This is a genomic window from Acinetobacter sp. LipI_15 (assembly GCF_058242865.1).
The window spans coordinates 258,363-278,203 of the sequence record NZ_JBZAYN010000001.1 but is presented as its reverse complement, the minus strand read 5'-3'; the positions used below and the strand labels follow the sequence as shown (position 1 = coordinate 278,203).

Here is a 19,841-nt window from a genome sequence, read left to right as displayed (position 1 = left end):
CAACTCAACACTGTTTGGCACAGCAGCGTGATGCTGATGTCGTGAGCACATTAAAAAATATCTTAGCCGAAAAACTCTCGTCACAAATCAAAACATTGTCATTACTTGTCGCATAGAATTTTCAGTCTTAGACTAAAGCTCATATTCACAATAAAAATAATTGCTTATGAACCTGTGGCAACTTTTCCAAAAATTACGCCCATTCGTACAGCCATACCGCTGGCTGGTGGTCGTGACGCTGATCTTGACCTTAATTGGCTCACTCACGGCACAGGTGAATGCCCTGACACTCAAATATGCTGTAGACAGCATCAATCAGCTTTTACAACAAGGCCTCGGTCTAGCGAATGGTTGGCATATATTAATCACCATCACCGTAGTCTTACTGGGAAAAGAAGTCATCAATGCCATCGTGCAATTTGGACAAAAATCGTTTGGTGAAAAATTACGTATTTTAATTTCTCAGGATTTGTCCCAAGGCATTATTGAAAAATTTATCACCTATCGATTGGCATTCTTCGATCAACAAGACAACCAAGCAGGCAAACTCCAAACTCGAATTGATCGGGGGGTCAGCTCGCTCACACGACTGGTTCAAATCTTTTTTATTGATATTTTACCGCTATTTACCAGTGCTATTATTGCACTGGGCTTAATGTATTATGCCAATGTTTGGGTTGGCGTGGTGGCCACAATTATCGTGCCGATTTATTTTTGGCTAACTTTCAAACAATCACAAAAACTGGCAGGCAAACGCCGTGCCCTACGCGATAATTTTGAAAAGAAAAATCAGGGTATTCTGAGTATTATCAATTCGATAACGGTCATTAAATCTTTTAACAAAGAAGCCGTCGAATCGAAAAAGCAATTAAATCTGCAAAAGTCACTGACTGAAAACCAGATGCAGACACGGCAAACCAGTTATATCTTTGACGGACTCAAAACCTTTATTGAACAGGTCGGTGTGGTACTGATCATCATTCTGACAGCCTATTTTGTTTTGGATGGGCAAATGAGTATCGGGATGATTATGTATCACGTGTTGTTATTTAATAACGTCTCTGCCCCGATTCGCTCGCTACATCGTATCTATGATGAAATTAACTCTGCGATGATTTATTCGGAAAGCTTCTTTAACATCTTAGAAGCGGATCATGAAATTGAAACCAGTGGCACTGCTCAACCTCCGATTCAAGGTCAGTTTGAATTAAGCAATGTCGACTTTAGCTATCCCAATGGTTTTCAGGCATTGCACCGCATCAACATGACCATCCAACCGAATAAAATCACCGCATTGGTTGGTTTATCTGGCGCTGGTAAATCGACATTAATTAGCTTATTAGATAAGTTTTATCATCCTCAAGCGGGCAATATCAAACTCGATGGCATCGACCTAGAACAAATTGATACGCAGTATTTACGTGAAAATATTGGTTTGGTTTTACAAAAAAATCATATTTTCCCAGGTTCAATTTTTGAAAATATTCGCTATGGCAAAAGTACAGCCACAGAGCAAGAAGTCTTTGATGCAGCACGAAAAGCCTCGATCCATGATCAGATCTTAAAACTTCCACATGCCTATGAAGCCGATGCCCTACTGCTTTCGGGTGGACAACAACAGCGCATTGCCTTAGCACGCATGTTCCTGAAAAATCCACCGATTATTTTCTTGGACGAACCGACGGCTAGTTTAGACGCGATCGCTGCTGAACAAATTAAAAATAGTCTGGATCAAATTAAACAAGGGCGTACCGTCATCATGATTTCACATAGTTTGTCGCAAATTATCGATGCCGATTACACCTATGTGATGAAAGACGGACAAATCGTAGAACACGGGGAGCATCATGATTTGTACCATCAAGAAGGTGCCTATAAGCAAATCTTCGATGCGATGGCGAAAAGTTTAAATATTGACAAAATTGCCCGGACTTTTGAGGAAGACGAAGAAACACATAGTTAATTTTAGACCGAAAAAAGCCCATCGTTTGATGGGCTTCGTTCATATTTGTTTTATTCAATTAACGCTGAACTTTTTGCTCAATTTCTTCAACACTGGTGTGACGGACATCTAGACCTTTCACCATATAAATCACCTGTTCAGAGATATTTCGAGCATGGTCACCAATACGTTCAAGTGAACGCAGCACCCAAAGTACATTCATCACCCGAGTAATATGGCGTGGATCTTCTATCATATACGTCATGAGGGTACGGGTTGCCGATTGATACTCGCGGTCAATATCAGCATCGGCCAAAAGGACACGTAAAGCCTGATCTACATCCAAACGTGCAAAGGCATCGAGCGCATCATGAATCATCACGCGGACTTGGTTGCCAATATGACGTGTTTCCATATAGCCACGCGGTGACCCCCCCTCTTCACACAAGCTTTGTGCAATACGGGCAATTTTTGCCGCTTCATCACCAATCCGTTCTAAATCGGTGTTGGCTTTCGACATCGCAATCACCATGCGTAGATCAATTGCAGCAGGATGACGACGCGCCAAAATTAGGGTAAGCGCTTCATCAATTTCAGTTTCCATACGGTTCACCGTATTGTCTTGAAATTGAACATCAATCGCCATTGTTGCATCCGTATCCAATAAGGCATGAATGGCATTTGCAACCTGCTGCTCCACTAAACCACCCATGGTCATAAATTTGGTATGCACATCCTGCAACTCTTCATTGAATTGCGAAGAAATATGATGGTTTAAAACAGGATTATTAGGCAAAGCGAGTCTCCACTACAACGTGAATCGGCAGATTTTAGTGCCATATTAAAGCATATTGATTGTGAAACTTTTATGACCATGGATTATTTCTTTAGTAGGATCGATGGCTGATTTTTCTGATCGACCAACCACGCATTCATTTCCACTAAATCAGCTTCCGTTAATTTCCCAACAGAGGCTTTGAGTTGCAATACATGTATTAAATAATCGTACTTGGAATTTAAATAATCTTGACGGGCTGAAAAGGCATTACGCTGTGCCAGCAGCACATCAACCATAGTTTTCAGACCTTCTTGGTACTGGGCTTGTGAGGCCAAAGACACTTGCGCGGAAGAATCCATCGCGGCTTTACGTGCCTGTAATTTACTTTGATCCGTTTCGACTTGCATATAAGATTTTTTTACATCGGTTTGTGCTTTTCGAATTGCTGCATCCACCTGTGCTTGGCTTTTTTCAACATTGATCGCTGCTTGCTTAATGGATTTCTGTGTCCGTCCACCATTAAACACATTCCAGTTCATTTCAATCCCCACCTGATCAAATTGACCATCTTGCGACATGATGGATTGTGGACTTTGCTTGTTATACCCATAGGTCCCTACCGCTTCAATCTGAGGATATAAGGCGGCCTTTTCGACGCGTTTACCATCTTCCGCATAACGTTGTTGCATACGCGCTTGTAAAATGCCTAGGTTCTGCCCCTGAGCCAGTTCTTCCCACGCTTGCACATTATTTGGAATCGGTTTTTCAAACTGAAAATCTTCACGTAACACCGCCAGATTTTCTCGATATGGTCCAATCAACTGTTGTAATTGTTCCTGCGCCAAAACCAATTGAACATTGGTTGCCATGCGGTTTGCCCGTGCATTTTGATATTGTGCATTGGCTTCGCTGACATCACTTTTTGCCACCAAGCCTTCTTTTAATTTAGCATTCATCATGCGTAGCTGTTCAGATAGCGCCTGTTCTTCTTGTAAGTTGGCAACCGTCAATGCTTGCTGACGTAGGACATTAAAATAAGCTTCAGAGACATTTAAAATATGATCTTGTTTTTGAATCCGCAGATTGATTTCACTTAAATTAATCGAGGTCTTGACTTGCTTCAGCCCTTCCCATGCATCCCAACGAAAAATGGGCTGACGGGCAGTGAGCGCAATTTGTCTTGTTGTGGTGCTGTCTGGCATGATCAGCCCGGCTTGAGCGCCACTTTGGTTGGAATTTTGATTTTTTCGGGTCACATTTCCGGAGATTGTTACCGTCGGGAGTAAGTTCCCATTGGCAATCCCCAAATTCAATTTATCCGCTTCATATTGTAGTTTATTGGCTTGCCAATTGGGGTCTTCTTGTTTTGCACGTTCATAAGCTTGCACAAGATCTAGCGCACACGCCCATTGACTCGTGAAAAGCAAACAAAGACCCACCACAACTTTTTTGTTCATTTTTTTTGTAAATTCCTAATATTCAAATACCCGAGATTGAATATTCAAGCCTAAAACTAAGCAGATACTAATCATATCCTTGCAAATTTCCGTATGATTTTTATTAATTTTTTATATCAAATGCGACAAAACCGGATAATTTCAGTCGTTTTCGGACACTACTCACAACGCTATAACAAAGAACTGTACAATAGTACACATATTGCACGTGTTTCATCTATAAAATAGTCGACATTCCATCGGACAATACCACTTCTATAGCGCATCGAGTTCCTGTGTCAAAATTTTTTCAGCTGCCTGCAAAGTTTAGTGCAATATTTTTATGTTTCAGCATGTTGAGTGGATGCCAACAACAGCCTGAACCACAACCTGCACCAGAGTTTCCCAACAATAAGACTGTTCAAAAAGAAGCAGTCGATTTGTCTTTGCTGTGCAAAAAACTGGAAAAAAACATGCTGGAAATTGATGATCAACGCACAACTTTCGCTTTAGAACAAATCAACCAAGATCTCAAAGTCTGCTTACCGCTATTAAAAGCGGACGAACAAAAAAAATTACTGCGCTTGTCCAATCAAATGTATCGTAACTTCTTACATGTTGAACGTACGGCTCAACAGCAAATGGCGTTCGAACAATTTGCCTTTGATATGGCTCAGCATCCCACCATTCAACAAAATCATTATGAACAGCTCACCGCCCGAGATCAGTATTTACTGAAACATAAAGGCCAAGCCTATGTGGAATTGTTCGATGCCGGTGAAGGACAATTACGCTATCGCCGCAGTCCTGAATATTTAGCCAAAATTTTTGCGCCTTATATGCAAGAATCTGAGCAGGTCTTCATTGAAAAACTGGCTGAACAAAACGCACAACCTGCCTTGCTGCAACAAAGTTTAGCCATTGAGCCGCAAGAGATTGCGACACGTGCTATTTTTTGGGAAGACTATCTCAAACAATATCCAGATAGCCCCTACAAAAAAGATGCACAACAATTGCTATATCAATATAGCAAATTGTTATTTATTGGTTCGGCACATAGTCCCGTTTCTAATGATTTTTCAGACCGCCTCAGTATTCAAGCCAGTTCTTTAGAAGAAATTGAACGCTTGGCTCAACTAAAAAACTCCAAATTGGCAGATCAGGCGCGTTTATTTTTAAAATTATTAGATCAAAATACTGCTGCATCTAATCAGCGATCAGAAGCGCAGCTGTTGAATTTAATTGGTGTCCGCAATCCTGATCCGCATTATAAGAAAGACTGTTTTAGTGACGCCATCTGTGTAAATCAGTCCTCTACTTAGCCAATGCAAGTTCAATTGCACATGGGCCTAGCCAAAATTCTGCACTGCAAAATCGATGAAAAATAACACTGTTTTAAAACAGCCTTCATGCTAATATCCGCACAAAGCTTGACGGAGCGCAGGTAATTTCCTGCTGAGATCATCTAAATTTAGTTCGCTAAATTTAAGGATGAGTACCGTTGAACCTGATCAGGTTAATACCTGCGTAGGAATCAAGCCATCTAAAAACTTAAGCCCTTCTTATCTCTTGGTTTTACGCCTTTATTTTCAGGTGAATCCATCAGATAAACTGCCACGTTTTTGGTCGTGCTTGATTCGTTGATGTCATTCATAAGGATCATTGCAATGAACCAATTAACGAATCTCACCGCTTCAGATCGCGCTGCTCAACATGAACAAGATGCTAAAGATCTCACTCGTATTCTCCCTGCGTCAAAGAAAGTCTATATCCAAGGCTCACGTCCAGATATTCGCGTACCAATGCGTGAGATCAGTCTTACAGATACGCCTACAGGTCTGGGTGGAGAAAAAAATCTGCCGATCATGGTTTATGACACCTCTGGTGCTTATACCGACCCCAATATTCAAATTGACCTAAATCAAGGTCTACCCAATGTCCGTGAATCTTGGATTGAGTCACGAAATGATACGGAAATACTCGATACCTTAACTTCAAAATTTGGACAAGAGCGTCTTCGAGATATTCGTACTGCAGAGATTCGTTTTGCGCATATTTCAAAACCCCGTCGCGCTCGTCGTGGACACAATGTCTCTCAAATGCACTATGCCAAACAAGGCATCATCACCCCTGAAATGGAATACATTGCGATTCGTGAAAATCAGCGCCAGCGTGAAGGTGTTGATATGCGCCAACATGCCGGTCAAAATTTTGGCGCACGCAATTTAACTGAAATCAACCCAGAATTTGTACGTCAAGAAGTGGCTGAAGGTCGTGCCATTATCCCTGCCAACATTAACCACCCTGAATGTGAACCGATGATTATTGGTCGTAACTTCTTGGTGAAAATCAATGCCAACATTGGTAACTCAGCACTTGGTTCAAGCATCGATGAAGAAGTGGCAAAAATGACTTGGGCAACTCGTTGGGGTGCTGACACCATCATGGATTTATCGACAGGTAAAAATATCCATGAGACCCGCGAATGGATTATTCGCAACTCCCCTGTACCGATTGGCACCGTGCCGATTTACCAAGCTTTAGAAAAAGTTGATGGTGTCGCAGAGGACTTAACCTGGGAAATTTTCAAAGACACACTGATTGAACAAGCCGAGCAAGGTGTCGATTATTTTACGATTCACGCAGGCGTACTGCTTCGTTATGTTCCACTCACCGCCAACCGTTTAACAGGTATTGTGTCACGTGGCGGATCCATCATGGCGCAGTGGTGCTTAGCGCATCATGAAGAAAACTTCCTGTATACGCATTTTGATGAAATCTGCGAAATCATGAAAGCCTATGATGTGTCATTCAGTTTAGGTGATGGTTTACGTCCGGGATGTATTCAAGATGCCAACGATGAAGCCCAATTTAGTGAATTACGCACCTTAGGTGAATTGACTCACCGTGCATGGGAGCATGATGTACAAGTCATGATTGAAGGCCCAGGCCATGTACCAATGCACATGATCAAAGAAAATATGGATCTGCAACTCGCGGTTTGCAAAGAAGCACCTTTCTATACCCTTGGACCACTCACCACCGATATTGCCCCGGGCTATGACCACATTACCTCTGCCATTGGTGCGGCAATGATTGGTTGGTATGGCACCGCCATGCTGTGTTATGTGACCCCGAAAGAGCATCTTGGTCTACCAGATAAAAAAGACGTCAAAGATGGCATTATCACCTACAAAATTGCAGCCCATGCCGCGGACCTTGCCAAAGGTCATCCTGGTGCGCAGGCCCGTGATAATGCATTGTCGAAAGCACGCTTTGAATTCCGCTGGGAAGACCAATTTAATCTGAGCTTAGACCCTGACACAGCACGCAGCATGCATGATGAAACTATGCCGAAAGAAGCACATAAATCGGCCCATTTTTGTTCGATGTGTGGACCTAAATTTTGCTCGATGAAAATCACACAAAATGTGAGAGATTATGCAAAAAATCAGCAAGATATGCAGCTTTCTTCAGAATCTAATCCTGAAATTGAAACAGGTTTACAGAGCATGAAAGCGGCCTATCATGAACATGGTCAAAAGTTGTACCACAAAGTGTAAAGCTTAAAAAAAATCTTTTGTATTCAACAAAATCTCGGTTAGGATGAAATGGAAGATTTCATCCTAATTAGCGCTTATGAATATTATTAAACAGGCCACATATAACAAAAAAGATTACAGCATTGAAGGGCGTGAACATCTTTATAAAGGCTTTATTCAAGTTGAAAAAGTTCAGCTTCGACACCGCTTATTCCATCAAGACAGCATGATTCCAACCATTCAGCGTGAATTGATTCATCGTCCTGAAGCAGCAGGTGTACTGATTTATAGCCATCAACAACAAAAATTTGCCTTAATTGAACAATTCCGCATTGGGGCGATTGATGATGAAACTTCGCCTTGGCAACTAGAGATTATTGCCGGCGTGCTCGATGGTGATGAATCCGCTGAAAGCTGTATCCGCCGGGAAAGTTTGGAAGAATCAGGCTGTGAATTAGATGCGCTACAGCATTTATTTAGTTTTTATCCTTCTGCGGGTGCCTGCGCGGAATTATTCCACCTTTATAGTGCTGAAGCTGAACTGCCTGAACATGGTGGAGTCTTTGGCATGCCTGATGAAGGAGAAAATATTCAATTGCATATCTTAAACTATGCTGATATTCCTGAATTATTAACCAATGGTCGGCTAAAAAACGCACCTGTCATTATGGCCTTGCAATGGTTACAACAACAAATACATACTACAAGGAATGTCTAAGGGGAAGGACATGACTTTAAGGGATACACCACAATACGACTGGACACTGATCCAGATCTCGGACACACATTTAATGGATCAGGAAGATCTTGAGTTTGTCCGCATGAATCCAGAGCAGAGTTTTCACGATGTGATTCAACAAATTCAGTTGAACCATCATCACATCGATACGCTTGTCCATACTGGCGATCTTGCACAAGTGCCGGTAGAGCGCACCTATGCGCGTTATCGCGAATATATGCAACAGCAGCCGTTTCCGTTTTATCAGATTCCGGGGAACCATGACGAAGCGTCTTGCTTCCCATTTCATCAACAGGAAGATCGGGCACACTGCATCGCATTAGGCAATTGGTGTCTGATTTTACTGAACAGTGCGGTCAAGGGAAAAGTCGATGGTTGGGTATCACAACAGCAGCTCGAACAATTAGATCAGTTGCTCACAGCACACCCACAGCAACACATCATTGTGGCATGCCACCACCACCCTTTTGCCATGCAATCGCATTGGATAGATCAGCATAAACTAAAGAATGCTGAACATCTGATGGATGTGCTTTCGCGCCACGACAATGTCAAAATTGTACTGTGCGGACACGTGCATCAAGACTCATCTAATCAATGGCACAATATTCAGTTTTTATCGACACCTTCGACCAGTGTTCAGTTCAAACCACATAGTGAAAATTTTGCCTTAGATGAAGCGTTACCAGGGTATCGTGCACTCTATCTGAATGATAATGGTGAATTTAAAACGGAAGTTGTTCGGGTCAAATTGAAACAACCTCAAATTAATGTTGAAATTTCAGGTTATTAACTTTTCAATTTGATTTTTTTGCTTTACTTTATGCCTTCTAAAGGAAAAGTGATAGTTAGAATCCAAACATCAAAGACTATCAATAAGCAGAAAAAGTCTATATGATGACGACCCCCACAGAAGGAAACTCTGTGTTGGGTGGATAAAAAACTTGCATATCACCATATTTTTTGCGTATAGATATATGCATATGATGAGGAATGCCCTACATGGCGAATGACAACCAAAATCAAGTCTTAGACGAACAAACTGATGTAGTAGACGAAAAGTCTACCAAACGCGTGCGCAAATCAAAGCCAAAGGCGACTGAAGGTGGTTCTACTGCAAGCTTATTTGGTATTGAACCTTATCAGCCTAAAAAGAATGAAGAATACATGTCTGAAGGGCAACTTGAGCATTTCCGTCACATCTTATTGGCGTGGAAAGCTGAGTTAATGTCTGAAGTAGACCGTACTTTGAATACTATGCAAGACGAAAATACTGCACTTCCAGATGTGAACGACCGTGCAACGCAAGAAGAAGAATTTGCGATTGAACTTCGTACACGTGACCGTGAACGTAAACTGATCCGTAAAATTGAACAATCAATTGAAGCGATCAAAAATGATGACTACGGCTTCTGTGAAACGTGTGGTATCGAAATTGGCTTACGTCGCCTAGAAGCACGTCCAACAGCAACTTTATGTATCGACTGCAAAACACTTGCAGAGATCAAAGAGAAGCAAAATAACGGTTAATTCTGTGTTGAGTAATTCCTCTCTAGCCCTCCCTTTAGATAAGGGAGGGAAAGCTGCAGAGCATTACGTGGGTCGGTTTGCGCCATCGCCAACCGGCCCTTTGCATTTTGGCTCTTTAATTACAGCAGTCGCAAGCTACTGCGATGCCCGTGCCCATCAGGGGCAATGGGTGGTTCGTATCGAAGATACCGACATTCCACGTATATTTCCCGGCAGCGAAGAACACATCTTACGTTGTATTGATGCATTTCAATTCGAACCAGATGCCGAGATCATTTTCCAAAAAGACCGCCTCGAAATCTATGAGCAAGTCATTGCGCATTTGCATGCACAAGGCTTGGTCTATGCTTGTCAATGCACCCGAAAAATGCTCGGTTCGAATCATATCTATCAAGGTACATGTCGTAATCTTGGCCTTCCTCTTCAGGATCAGGCCATTCGAATTAAAGTCGATGCACAGAACATTTGTTTTACCGACCGCTTACAAGGGATGCATTGCTCCAATCTGCAACAGGATTTGGGTGACTTTGTCTTAAAACGCCGTGATGGCATTATCAATTATCAACTTGCTGTCGTGGTTGATGACTACCTACAAGGGATGACCCATGTTGTACGTGGGGCTGATCTTTTGGACAATACCGAACGTCAAATTTGGCTCGGACAGGTTTTGGGTTATCCGCGCCTTGAATACATGCACTTGCCATTGGCAATGAATGATCAGGGACAAAAACTTTCAAAACAGAATATGGCTCAAGCTCTTGATTTAAAAAAAGCAGCATCTTTATTGCAACAAGCATTGCAGGCCCTACACCAACCGCCAGTCGACTTAGACACGCCGCGTATTATGCTGCAACAGGCGATTGCGCAGTGGGATATTCAACATATTCCCCATGGCACAGCATTGCCTCAAATCTATCAATAAACCCAAATATTGATCTAAGCCAATCACTCGATTTTCAATTGAATTATGCTTTAATAAAGTGATCAATCGACCATTGTAGAGCCTAATGTTTTTTATTTTTGGATTTGGTCCGAAAACCAAAGTCATTGAAAAGAGCCAATTTACTTGCCCTGTCTGCCGAAGCAGAACTCAGTATGAGTTAAAACAGCAACGTAATTATTTTTCTTTATTTTTTATCCCATTGATTTCCCTTTCTAAAGCCAAGGCGAGCTTTGTCAAATGTCTTCATTGTGGAACGGAGATGCCGGCCAGTGTACTCCACCATGCATCTCCCGATCCGCAACGAGATACGAATTTAGAAGCTTGATTCTTCTTTACTTGGGTTCACTTCTTTGGTCGTCGCATCGATCTTTAAGATCAGACTCACCATAACCGCACAGATAATCAGAGAAGACCCCCCATAACTAATAAACGGTAAGGTCAAACCCTTGGTTGGAAGCATGCCCATGTTCATGCCGGCATTCACCAAAATTTGCAGCAAGAAGATAATACTGATGCCATAAGCCAAGTAGCCTGCACGCAAGTATTGATGACGTAAAGCACGATGACCAATGCGAATACAGCAGACCAACATCACAAATGACAGCGTCAATACGGTCAAAATCCCAAAGAAGCCAAATTCTTCGCCCAAAACCGCCAACATGAAGTCAGTATGAGCCTCAGGTAAATACGACATTTTTTGAATACTATGACCCAAGCCGACACCAAACCATTCACCGCGACCAAAAGCCATTAATGCATTCGACAATTGGTAGCCTGCGCCTAATGGATCATTCCATGGATTTGAGAAGGACATCAAACGTTCTAAACGATAAGGTTCAAATAAAATCAAGAACACAAAGGCCATGATGATCGCACCAAAGGCAATTGCGAACTGAATCAACGGTGCACCTGCGAGGAAGAATACCCCTAGCATGGTTAAGGCAATCACCACCGTCGCCCCTAAATCGGGCTCTGCCATGACCAAACCGACAGTTGCAGCCATAATCACTGCCAAACGCACCAAGCCCTTAATATTATTACGGACTTCTTCGGCACGCCGTACCACATAGTCCGCGGTAAATATCGCCATCATGACTTTGGCAACTTCCGAAGCCTGTAAGGTGAAACCAGCGATCCGAATCCAACGTTTAGAACCATTGACCTCTGTCCCGACAGCCAATACAGCAGCCAGTAAGATAATCGTGATAATCCATAAAAAGAAGGTGTTGTTAAACCAGACATTTAACGGCACTTTATAGGCGATATAGGCGGCGGCGGCGGCAGCGGCAATCGAAATACCGTGTCGTGAAATGTAATGAAAGGCATTTTCATGCATGCGTTCTGCATAAGGCATCGATGCAGATGCCACCATGATCGAACCAATACACAACAATGCCAAAACACAGAACACCAGAACATTGCGCACGTTGACCTCGGCAGGTAACCGAGGAATCCAACGCTCTACAACTTCATTTATTCTATTTATGGTCGTCTGAGCCAACCCAGCCATACAACTTTCCTTATCGTTCTTTTAAACGAGTGCATTCACACAATCAACAAATTGGTGTCCACGCTCACTGTAGCCTTTAAACATATCAAAACTTGCGCACGCTGGAGACAATAACACCACATCATTGGCTACCGCATTTTGTTGGCACAGCTCAACCGCTTGTTTCAAACTTTCAGCATGAATCAGCGTGGTTGTCCTTTCAATCGCTTTTTCAATAATTGGACGATCTTCACCAATCAACACTGCAACTTTGGCATATTTTGAAAGTGAATCACGCAGTGCAGTAAAGTCCTGCCCTTTGCCTTGACCACCTAAAATAATCGCCACTTTACCGCCTTTGGCTTCAATCGCAGCACCTAGGCCATCAATCGCAGCCAAAGTCGCACCAATATTGGTACCTTTAGAGTCGTTATAATAACGAACACCATGCACTTCTTTGACAAATTCACAGCGGTGTTCTAAGCCTTTAAAGGTTTTCAAGGTTTCCAACATGCCTGCTAATGGCAAACCAATCGCTTCACCCAAAGCCAAACATGCCAAGGCGTTTGCCACATTATGTGTCCCTTGGATATACATATCTGCACTTTTCAGTAAACGCTCACGACCACGTGCCAACCAAATTGTGCCATCAGTATCGCGTAAAATACCAAACTGATTCATATCTGGAGCATTTAGGCCAAAGCTTTGCATTGGAGTAGCATCTGGAACCAATGGACGTGTTAATGAGTCATCACGGTTATACACCACTTTTTTCACCGCTTGGAAAATACGATGCTTCGCAGTGTGATAGCCCATCATATCGCCATGACGGTCCAAATGGTCTTCACTCATGTTCAACACAACAGCCACTTCTGCTGCCAAGTTCGACGTGGTTTCTAATTGAAAACTTGAAAGCTCTAAAACATAAAGTTCAGGATCATCTTTGGTGAGATCCAAAGCTGGACGACCCAAGTTACCACCCACTGCCACTTTTTTGCCTGCATCTGCTGCCATAAGACCAAATAAAGTTGTTACGGTACTTTTCGCATTCGAACCTGTAATCGCGACAATCGGCTTATCTGTCGCACGACGTAAAATTTGAATTTCTGAAACCACAGGAATGTTGGCTGCAATGGCCGCCTGAATTTGCGGTAATTTTGGATCTAGCCCCGGGCTGATAATAATTTCTTCTGCTTGAAGTAATAAATCTTGGTCCAACTGACCAAAACTGGTTTGTACATCACTTGGAATTTGATCATGACCCGGTGGGACTGCTCGTGAATCGGTGACTGCAACGCGGTAGCCATGGCTATGTAAGAAATTCACTGCGGAAACACCAGAAATCCCTAATCCGGCAACAACCTTCAATCCACCACGCTGTATTAACATTTTCGCCCCATTTTTTGGTCGGTTTTTAAATCTGACAAAATGTTAGCACTTTGCTGTTTTGAATGCTTTTTATGTTTTCACTTTCTCGCAGTTTTTTTGTGTCCGCTCGTAAAAAAACCGCCCATCTTGGGCGGTTTCTTCAAGCAATTGACGGTGAGCTTATTTCCATTTCACCGCTTGTACTTCAGCTTTTTTTGCAGATGGATTATCCGAAGCTGAACATCCACAACCGCCTGCACAGCCTGCGACCATTTTGGGCTTTAACCATTTGGCTAAACTGTTCCAACCACGGTTTGCACAGTGCTCAGATAAAGTTGTGAAGACTGAGTTTGATGTTTTTGGAAATACCTTCTTAAACACCACGACAGCACTCCAAATCACCAATACCGCAATAATTATTGATTCAAGCATGTCTCTCTCCTTTGTTCAGCTTTTGCCATTCAAGATTCACTATCCAAAATAACGTGTTGCAATTTGATACGTGATGAATGCCATTAAATAAGCCAAACCAAATAAATAGATGGTCATGAAACTCACCGTCTTCAAGGAGCCAGTTTCACGTTTAACTGTCGCCAGTGTCGCCAAGCAATGTGGCGCATAAATAAACCACACCAATAATGATAAACCGGTTGCCAATGACCAACCCAATGACCCATCACTACTAATTAAATTTGCCAGACCTTGAGACATGGCATCTTCATCTGTTGCAGACAAGGCATACACCGTACCCAATGCCGCCACAACGACTTCACGTGCCGCCATCGCTGGAATTAAGGCAATACAGATCTGCCAGTTAAACCCTAATGGTGCAAAAATCGGTTGTAATACATGCCCAAGCATACCTGCCAATGAATAATCAATATCCGGCAAGGTTGCGCCTTCTGGCGGTTGCGGGAAAGTACACAAGAACCATAACAAAATCGATAAAGCGAAAATGATGCCACCGACACGTTTCAAGAAAATCTTGGCACGGTCCAGTAAACCAATCCAAACACTCTTAATATCTGGGAAACGGTAGCTTGGAAGTTCCATCAATAAGGCATGCTGTGATTTATCTTTTTGGAAGAATTTCAGGACTGTTGCCACAATTAAGGCACTCACAATCCCTGCTGCATATAATGCAAATAGTACCAAGCCTTGTAAGTTAAAGACGCCCCAGACTATTTGCTCTGGAATAAATGCCGAGATCAACAAAGCATAAACCGGTAAACGTGCCGAACAGGTCATCAACGGCGCAACTAAAATCGTTACTAGACGATCTCGAGGATCTTGAATACTCCGAGTTGCCATAATGCCCGGTACAGCACAGGCAAAGCTCGATAACAGAGGAATAAAAGCACGACCACTCAGACCCGCTTTAAACATCAGCTTATCTAGTAAGAACGCTGCACGTGGTAAATAACCTGATTCTTCTAAAACCAAAATAAAGAAGAATAAAATTAAAATCTGCGGCAAGAACACCACCACACCACCTGCACCCGCAATGATCCCATCAACCACCAAGCTGTTCAGTAGTGGATGTGAAATGTGTTCACCAACCAATTCACCGAACCAACCGAAGAAGGTTTCAATACCGTCCATAAACGGCGCAGCCCATGCAAACACCGCTTGGAAGATAATAAACATCATCACCGCTAAGGTAATTAAACCAAAGACTGGATGTAGAAAAATTTTATCGAGGAAGTCTGAGCGTTTATCTTCATGATCAACAAACACCACCACGTCTTTTAAAATTTGTTCAATTTTTCCGTGGTTAGTCCCAGAAAGATTGGTATCACTTAATGACGCATCTGGTTTTCTGAAACCTTCAGTATCCAAAGCACCCATTAAGTTTTCAATACCCGCATTACGTACAGCAACGGTTTCTACGACAGGCACACCCAAACGCTGAGACAGCTTTTGGGTATTGATTTGCATGCCACGACGACGTGCTTCATCCATCATGTTGAGGACAAGTAAAATTGGACGACCCAAATCGACCATTTCCATGACCAAACCGAGGTGCAATTTTAAGTTTGTCGCATCAACTACACATAAAAAGACATCTTGATGCCCTTCTTCTGCAATTTTACCTTGCACGACATCACGCGTAATCGCTTCATCAGGACTCGTCGCTTCTAAGCTATATGTTCCCGGCAAATCCAAAACTCGAACAGATTTACCCGATGGCAACGTAAATTGACCAACTTTACGCTCAACCGTTACCCCAGCATAGTTTGCAACTTTCTGACGTGTGCCCGTTAAATGATTGAATAATGAAGTTTTACCACAGTTTGGATTACCAACGAGGGCAATACGTAACGCATCACTCATGCTGATGCCCCTTCCATTGCTATTTCCACTTTTTCAGCTTCTACTTTTCGCAGTGCAAAACGAGTAAACCCAACTTGAATTAAAATCGGGTCACCACCAAAAATACCTTTGGTAATCACCTGTACTTTTGTTCCGGGAACAAAACCCAAAGTCTCTAAACGGCTAGCGACTAAATCAGCCGGAGCATTGTTGCCATTCTGGTTACGATGTACCTTATGAATGACTGCGCTTTGTTTCACTTTCAAATCAGATAATCGCACGCAACTAACCCTAAAAAATTTTGAACATTATACAAACAAATGAGAATAATTAACAAATCGGATTCGATTTCAATTCTCATTTAGCAATCTAGCATCGACACGACTATTTTTTTAAATTACATTGCATTAAACCATTGTGATTTCTTGGTTTAATTTCAAAAATGAGCGGCACATGTTAAATAAAAAACCACGAATCCCGACCCCAGTCCAAATTCCAGAAACACTCAGTTTTTTACACGGATATCGTGATGATTTAATTGCTCAAACGGTCAGTCCACATACTCGAAATGCATATTTATCTGATTTAATTCAATGCAGTGAATGTCATACGCATGTCATGACTGATTGGAGCAGTGACGACATTTCAGATGTCTTGCTCAGCCTGACGAAACAAGGAAAAAGTCCACGCTCGATCGCCCGCTCACTTTCTGCACTGCGTTCATTTTTCAAGTTCTTACGCGAACAAAAAATACGCAGCGACAATCCAGTTGCAATCCACAAAACACCCAAATTGGGTCGTGCCCTACCAAAGGATTTATCTGAAGCAGATGTCGAAGCCCTGATTAATGCCCCAGACCTCAGCACCGCTTTGGGTCTACGTGATCGTGCCATGCTCGAAGTGCTGTATGCCTGTGGTTTACGTGTCTCTGAGTTATTAAATTTAAGATTAGAACTGATCAATCTGAAACAAGGCTATTTACGGATTACTGGTAAAGGCAATAAAGAACGCTTAGTCCCTTTAGGACAAGTGGCGGTGGAATGGATCGAGAAATATTTAGCCGAATCACGCCCCGTCTTATACAAAAGCGCAACCGATGCTTTATTTCTCACTCAACTCGGTGGAATGATGAGTCGCCAAAACTTTTGGTACGCGATTAAACGCTATGCGCTCATTGCAGGCATTCAAGCCGAATTATCACCACATACCTTACGCCACGCCTTTGCCACGCATTTGCTCAACCACGGTGCCGACTTACGTGTCGTGCAGATGCTGCTCGGCCACAGTGACTTGTCTACCACGCAAATTTATACCCATGTCGCGCAGGTTCGTATGCAAAAATTACATGCAGACTATCATCCGAGAGCTTAACGGCAGGAAATATCAGACCAAGAAGTTCTATTGTGCCCGATATTTTTTGCTATGCTTACTCACCTGTTTGATAAAGCTAAAAGAAAAGGGTTGTTTATGTTATTTACCCGTTCAAAAATTTTTCTCGCATCGACACTTGTTGCCAGTATGGCGTTAGTGGCTTGTTCTAATTCAAATAATGACGAAAAGAAAGATGCGACATTAACGGCAAGTACGCCTGCAACTGGTGAAGCTTCGAATTTATCTGAACGTAATGCTCAGCAGCGTTTAATTGATACTTTGCAATCCAATCTGCAAAAAGCCAATATCAATGCCAAAGTCACTGGGGTGAAAGCGACTGAAGTTCCTAATTTGTTTTGGGTAAGCTTTGAAGGCATGCCTGCGGTCTATGCTACAGCTGATGGTAAATACATTTTCCAAGGCGACGTGGTTCGTTTAGGTGAAAAACAACTCTTTAATGTAGGCGATACCCTACAAGCAGAGGCCAACAAAAAATTATTTGATCAATTAAAAACTGAAGACCTACTGATCTATAAAGCCAAAGGTAAAACCAAACACGTGGTTTATGTGTTTACCGATGTTAGCTGTCCTTATTGCCATAAATTACATGAACAAATGGATGATATTAATGCCCGTGGCATTGAAGTCCGTTATATCGCTTGGCCACGTGGTGAACAACACATGCCAATGATGGAAACTATCTGGTGTAGCAAAGACCGTCGTGCCGCATTTGATAAAGCCATTGCCGGTGAGCAAATCGAGCCAGCATCATGTAAAAACCCAGTGCGCAGCATGTATGAAATGGGTCTAAATATTGGTGTGAATGGTACGCCAGCGATCTATAACGCAGAAGGCAAACACATCGGTGCTTACATGTCGGCTTCCGAACTTGAAAGTGCGCTTAAATAACTAATTTTTATAGGCTAAATGAATGTTTTTTATGGGTAGGAATAAAGTGATTTCTACCCTAGAGTCCGAACGTTTTTTTAGCTATGATCTAAACTCACTTAAAGCAATGATGAAATAAATGGAGTGTGACGTGAAACCAGTTCGTCTGGCAATCCTCGGTCTTGGTACTGTGGGTGGTGGTGCCCTTAAACTACTAAAAGAAAATGCTGCTGAGATTAAACGTCGCACCGGTCGTGAAATTGAAATTACCCATGTGGGCACGCGTCGCCCTCGTCCTGATTTAGAACTGCCTGCTTCAGTGAAGCAAAGTGCTGATTTATTGGATATCGTCCGTCAACCCGATGTAGACGTTGTGGTTGAAGTTATGGGCGGCATTCACCCTGCCTATGAAGTGATTCGTGAAGCAATCGTTCATGGCAAACAAGTGGTTACAGCCAACAAGGCGTTATTAGCTGAACACGGCAATGAATTATTTAAATTGGCCGATGATCATCACGTTCAGATTGCTTATGAAGCAGCTGTCGCAGGTGGTATCCCAATTATTAAAGTCCTCCGTGAAGGTTTGGCGGCGAATAAAATTGACTGGCTTGCAGGTATCATTAACGGTACTGGTAACTTTATCCTGACTGAAATGCGTGAAAAAGGTCGTGCCTTTGCAGACGTTCTCAAAGAAGCGCAAGAACTCGGTTATGCCGAAGCAGATCCAACCTTCGACGTCGAAGGAATCGATGCGGCGCACAAGTTAACATTGCTGGCTTCTATTGCTTTTGGTATCCCACTCCAATTTGACAAAGTCTTCACTGAAGGCATCAGCAAAGTTACTGCGCAAGATGTCAAATATGCAGAAGACCTCGGTTTCCGTATTAAACATTTAGGTATTGCACGTCGTGCTGCAACGGGTATTGAACTTCGTGTGCATCCAACGCTGATCCCTGAAGACCAACTGATCGCCAATGTAAATGGCGTTAAAAATGCTGTGTTGGTTCAAGCCAATGCCGTTGGTCCAACGCTTTACTATGGCGCAGGCGCAGGTGCAGGCCCGACCGCATCAGCGGTGGTTGCTGATGTTGTCGATATTGTCCGTGACATCTCATATACCGAAGATGGTGCTGGCACAATTCCACAGCTTGCGTTTGAAGCCCTAACTGATTTACCAATTCTTCCACGTGAAGAAATGACCACTGGATACTACATCCGTATTAATGCCGAAGATCAAACTGGCGTTCTTGCTGATGTCACTACGATTTTAAGCCGTGCAGGAATCAGCATCGATGCGATCATGCAACAGCCGCGCTTAAAAGACCTTATTCCTATCGTGATTCTGACTGATCCAGTTAAAGAATCTAAAATGGATGAAGCCCTTCAACAAATTCAAGCATTGCCTGTCATTCATGGCGAAATTGTACGAATTCGTTTAGAATCGCTTGATAATTAATCGGGTCGAGGGGAATATTTCAGTTCCTCTCGCCAAGCTCTACACA

At 42.7% G+C, this 19,841-nt stretch carries 18 protein-coding genes and 1 riboswitch; of the genes, 11 read left to right on the top strand and 7 right to left on the bottom strand.

Going from position 1 to position 19,841, the window contains the following annotated elements; all coding sequences use genetic code 11:
* Positions 1 to 166 precede the first annotated feature (166 nt).
* Positions 167 to 1,963, top strand: coding sequence for an ABC transporter ATP-binding protein (locus AC4CU0_RS01275; RefSeq protein WP_078189432.1), 1,797 nt, complete (start codon positions 167 to 169; stop codon positions 1,961 to 1,963).
* A 58-nt stretch (positions 1,964 to 2,021) separates the two neighbouring features.
* Here the strand turns inward: AC4CU0_RS01275 and phoU are convergent, their stop codons facing one another.
* A complete protein-coding gene (gene phoU, locus AC4CU0_RS01270; protein WP_078189433.1) occupies positions 2,022 to 2,738 on the bottom strand; it encodes a phosphate signaling complex protein PhoU in 717 nt (238 codons plus the stop codon).
* Between the two features lie 83 nt (positions 2,739 to 2,821).
* Entirely contained in the window at positions 2,822 to 4,177 is a 1,356-nt protein-coding gene (gene abuO, locus AC4CU0_RS01265) for a multidrug efflux outer membrane protein AbuO (RefSeq protein WP_168378215.1), read from the bottom strand.
* Positions 4,178 to 4,509: 332 nt separating this feature from the next.
* Here abuO and AC4CU0_RS01260 point away from each other — a divergent pair, with 332 nt between their 5' ends.
* The 7 genes from AC4CU0_RS01260 (at position 4,510) to AC4CU0_RS01230 (ending at position 11,235) form a co-directional block, all read left to right on the top strand.
* Positions 4,510 to 5,478 (top strand): hypothetical protein, encoded by a 969-nt coding sequence (locus AC4CU0_RS01260; protein WP_490742278.1) that lies wholly within the window; start codon positions 4,510 to 4,512, stop codon positions 5,476 to 5,478.
* Between the two features lie 102 nt (positions 5,479 to 5,580).
* A riboswitch (TPP riboswitch) is annotated at positions 5,581 to 5,707 on the top strand.
* Positions 5,708 to 5,823: 116 nt separating this feature from the next.
* Complete coding sequence (gene thiC, locus AC4CU0_RS01255) at positions 5,824 to 7,719, top strand: phosphomethylpyrimidine synthase ThiC (RefSeq protein WP_490742277.1); 1,896 nt, start codon at positions 5,824 to 5,826, stop codon at positions 7,717 to 7,719.
* A gap of 76 nt (positions 7,720 to 7,795) precedes the next feature.
* The gene (locus tag AC4CU0_RS01250) at positions 7,796 to 8,416 is read left to right on the top strand and encodes an NUDIX domain-containing protein (protein WP_111884865.1); all 621 of its coding nucleotides are present in this window, start codon (positions 7,796 to 7,798) and stop codon (positions 8,414 to 8,416) included.
* 10 nt (positions 8,417 to 8,426) lie between these two features.
* Positions 8,427 to 9,230, top strand: a complete 804-nt coding sequence (gene cpdA / locus AC4CU0_RS01245; RefSeq protein ID WP_180164333.1) for a 3',5'-cyclic-AMP phosphodiesterase — start codon at positions 8,427 to 8,429, stop codon at positions 9,228 to 9,230.
* A 209-nt stretch (positions 9,231 to 9,439) separates the two neighbouring features.
* Positions 9,440 to 9,967 (top strand): RNA polymerase-binding protein DksA, encoded by a 528-nt coding sequence (dksA, locus tag AC4CU0_RS01240; RefSeq protein WP_078189438.1) that lies wholly within the window; start codon positions 9,440 to 9,442, stop codon positions 9,965 to 9,967.
* A gap of 4 nt (positions 9,968 to 9,971) precedes the next feature.
* The gene (gluQRS, locus tag AC4CU0_RS01235) at positions 9,972 to 10,889 is read left to right on the top strand and encodes a tRNA glutamyl-Q(34) synthetase GluQRS (RefSeq protein WP_490742276.1); all 918 of its coding nucleotides are present in this window, start codon (positions 9,972 to 9,974) and stop codon (positions 10,887 to 10,889) included.
* A gap of 85 nt (positions 10,890 to 10,974) precedes the next feature.
* Positions 10,975 to 11,235 carry a zinc-ribbon domain-containing protein gene (locus tag AC4CU0_RS01230; RefSeq protein WP_490742275.1) on the top strand — a complete coding sequence of 87 codons (261 nt, stop codon included), beginning with the start codon at positions 10,975 to 10,977 and terminating at the stop codon, positions 11,233 to 11,235.
* Here AC4CU0_RS01230 and ftsW read toward each other — a convergent pair.
* The 5 genes from ftsW to AC4CU0_RS01205 all read right to left on the bottom strand — a co-directional run bounded on the left by ftsW (position 11,224) and on the right by AC4CU0_RS01205 (position 16,361).
* Complete coding sequence (gene ftsW / locus AC4CU0_RS01225) at positions 11,224 to 12,420, bottom strand: putative lipid II flippase FtsW (RefSeq protein WP_180004691.1); 1,197 nt, start codon at positions 12,418 to 12,420, stop codon at positions 11,224 to 11,226. The two genes, AC4CU0_RS01230 and ftsW, sit on opposite strands and share 12 nt — an antisense overlap.
* 21 nt (positions 12,421 to 12,441) lie before the next feature.
* Positions 12,442 to 13,788, bottom strand: coding sequence for a UDP-N-acetylmuramoyl-L-alanine--D-glutamate ligase (murD, locus tag AC4CU0_RS01220; RefSeq protein WP_490742274.1), 1,347 nt, complete (start codon positions 13,786 to 13,788; stop codon positions 12,442 to 12,444).
* A 159-nt stretch (positions 13,789 to 13,947) separates the two neighbouring features.
* Positions 13,948 to 14,199 carry a DUF6587 family protein gene (locus AC4CU0_RS01215; protein ID WP_180039944.1) on the bottom strand — a complete coding sequence of 84 codons (252 nt, stop codon included), beginning with the start codon at positions 14,197 to 14,199 and terminating at the stop codon, positions 13,948 to 13,950.
* A gap of 39 nt (positions 14,200 to 14,238) precedes the next feature.
* Positions 14,239 to 16,101, bottom strand: coding sequence for a ferrous iron transport protein B (gene feoB / locus AC4CU0_RS01210; RefSeq protein WP_490742273.1), 1,863 nt, complete (start codon positions 16,099 to 16,101; stop codon positions 14,239 to 14,241).
* Positions 16,098 to 16,361, bottom strand: a complete 264-nt coding sequence (locus AC4CU0_RS01205; RefSeq protein ID WP_078189444.1) for a FeoA family protein — start codon at positions 16,359 to 16,361, stop codon at positions 16,098 to 16,100. The genes feoB and AC4CU0_RS01205 overlap by 4 nt, the downstream gene beginning before the upstream one ends.
* A gap of 172 nt (positions 16,362 to 16,533) precedes the next feature.
* Between AC4CU0_RS01205 and xerD the strand changes: the two genes are divergently transcribed.
* The 3 genes from xerD (at position 16,534) to AC4CU0_RS01190 (ending at position 19,795) form a co-directional block, all read left to right on the top strand.
* Positions 16,534 to 17,451 carry a site-specific tyrosine recombinase XerD gene (xerD, locus tag AC4CU0_RS01200; RefSeq protein ID WP_490742272.1) on the top strand — a complete coding sequence of 306 codons (918 nt, stop codon included), beginning with the start codon at positions 16,534 to 16,536 and terminating at the stop codon, positions 17,449 to 17,451.
* A 96-nt stretch (positions 17,452 to 17,547) separates the two neighbouring features.
* A complete protein-coding gene (locus AC4CU0_RS01195) occupies positions 17,548 to 18,360 on the top strand; it encodes a DsbC family protein (RefSeq protein ID WP_078189446.1) in 813 nt (270 codons plus the stop codon).
* Between the two features lie 130 nt (positions 18,361 to 18,490).
* Positions 18,491 to 19,795, top strand: coding sequence for a homoserine dehydrogenase (locus tag AC4CU0_RS01190; RefSeq protein ID WP_078192857.1), 1,305 nt, complete (start codon positions 18,491 to 18,493; stop codon positions 19,793 to 19,795).
* The last annotated feature ends 46 nt before the right edge of the window (positions 19,796 to 19,841 follow it).

Excerpts from the sequence above, each read along its gene's own strand:
- AC4CU0_RS01275 (WP_078189432.1), top strand. The coding sequence starts at position 167 with ATGAACCTGTGGCAACTTTTCCAAAAATTACGCCCATTCGTACAGCCA.
- abuO (WP_168378215.1), bottom strand. The coding sequence starts at position 4,177 with ATGAACAAAAAAGTTGTGGTGGGTCTTTGTTTGCTTTTCACGAGTCAA.
- AC4CU0_RS01260 (WP_490742278.1), top strand. The coding sequence starts at position 4,510 with ATGTTGAGTGGATGCCAACAACAGCCTGAACCACAACCTGCACCAGAG.
- thiC (WP_490742277.1), top strand. The coding sequence starts at position 5,824 with ATGAACCAATTAACGAATCTCACCGCTTCAGATCGCGCTGCTCAACAT.
- AC4CU0_RS01250 (WP_111884865.1), top strand. The coding sequence starts at position 7,796 with ATGAATATTATTAAACAGGCCACATATAACAAAAAAGATTACAGCATT.
- cpdA (WP_180164333.1), top strand. The coding sequence starts at position 8,427 with ATGACTTTAAGGGATACACCACAATACGACTGGACACTGATCCAGATC.
- dksA (WP_078189438.1), top strand. The coding sequence starts at position 9,440 with ATGGCGAATGACAACCAAAATCAAGTCTTAGACGAACAAACTGATGTA.
- AC4CU0_RS01230 (WP_490742275.1), top strand. The coding sequence starts at position 10,975 with ATGTTTTTTATTTTTGGATTTGGTCCGAAAACCAAAGTCATTGAAAAG.
- ftsW (WP_180004691.1), bottom strand. The coding sequence starts at position 12,420 with ATGGCTGGGTTGGCTCAGACGACCATAAATAGAATAAATGAAGTTGTA.
- murD (WP_490742274.1), bottom strand. The coding sequence starts at position 13,788 with ATGTTAATACAGCGTGGTGGATTGAAGGTTGTTGCCGGATTAGGGATT.
- AC4CU0_RS01215 (WP_180039944.1), bottom strand. The coding sequence starts at position 14,199 with ATGCTTGAATCAATAATTATTGCGGTATTGGTGATTTGGAGTGCTGTC.
- feoB (WP_490742273.1), bottom strand. The coding sequence starts at position 16,101 with ATGAGTGATGCGTTACGTATTGCCCTCGTTGGTAATCCAAACTGTGGT.
- xerD (WP_490742272.1), top strand. The coding sequence starts at position 16,534 with ATGTTAAATAAAAAACCACGAATCCCGACCCCAGTCCAAATTCCAGAA.
- AC4CU0_RS01195 (WP_078189446.1), top strand. The coding sequence starts at position 17,548 with ATGTTATTTACCCGTTCAAAAATTTTTCTCGCATCGACACTTGTTGCC.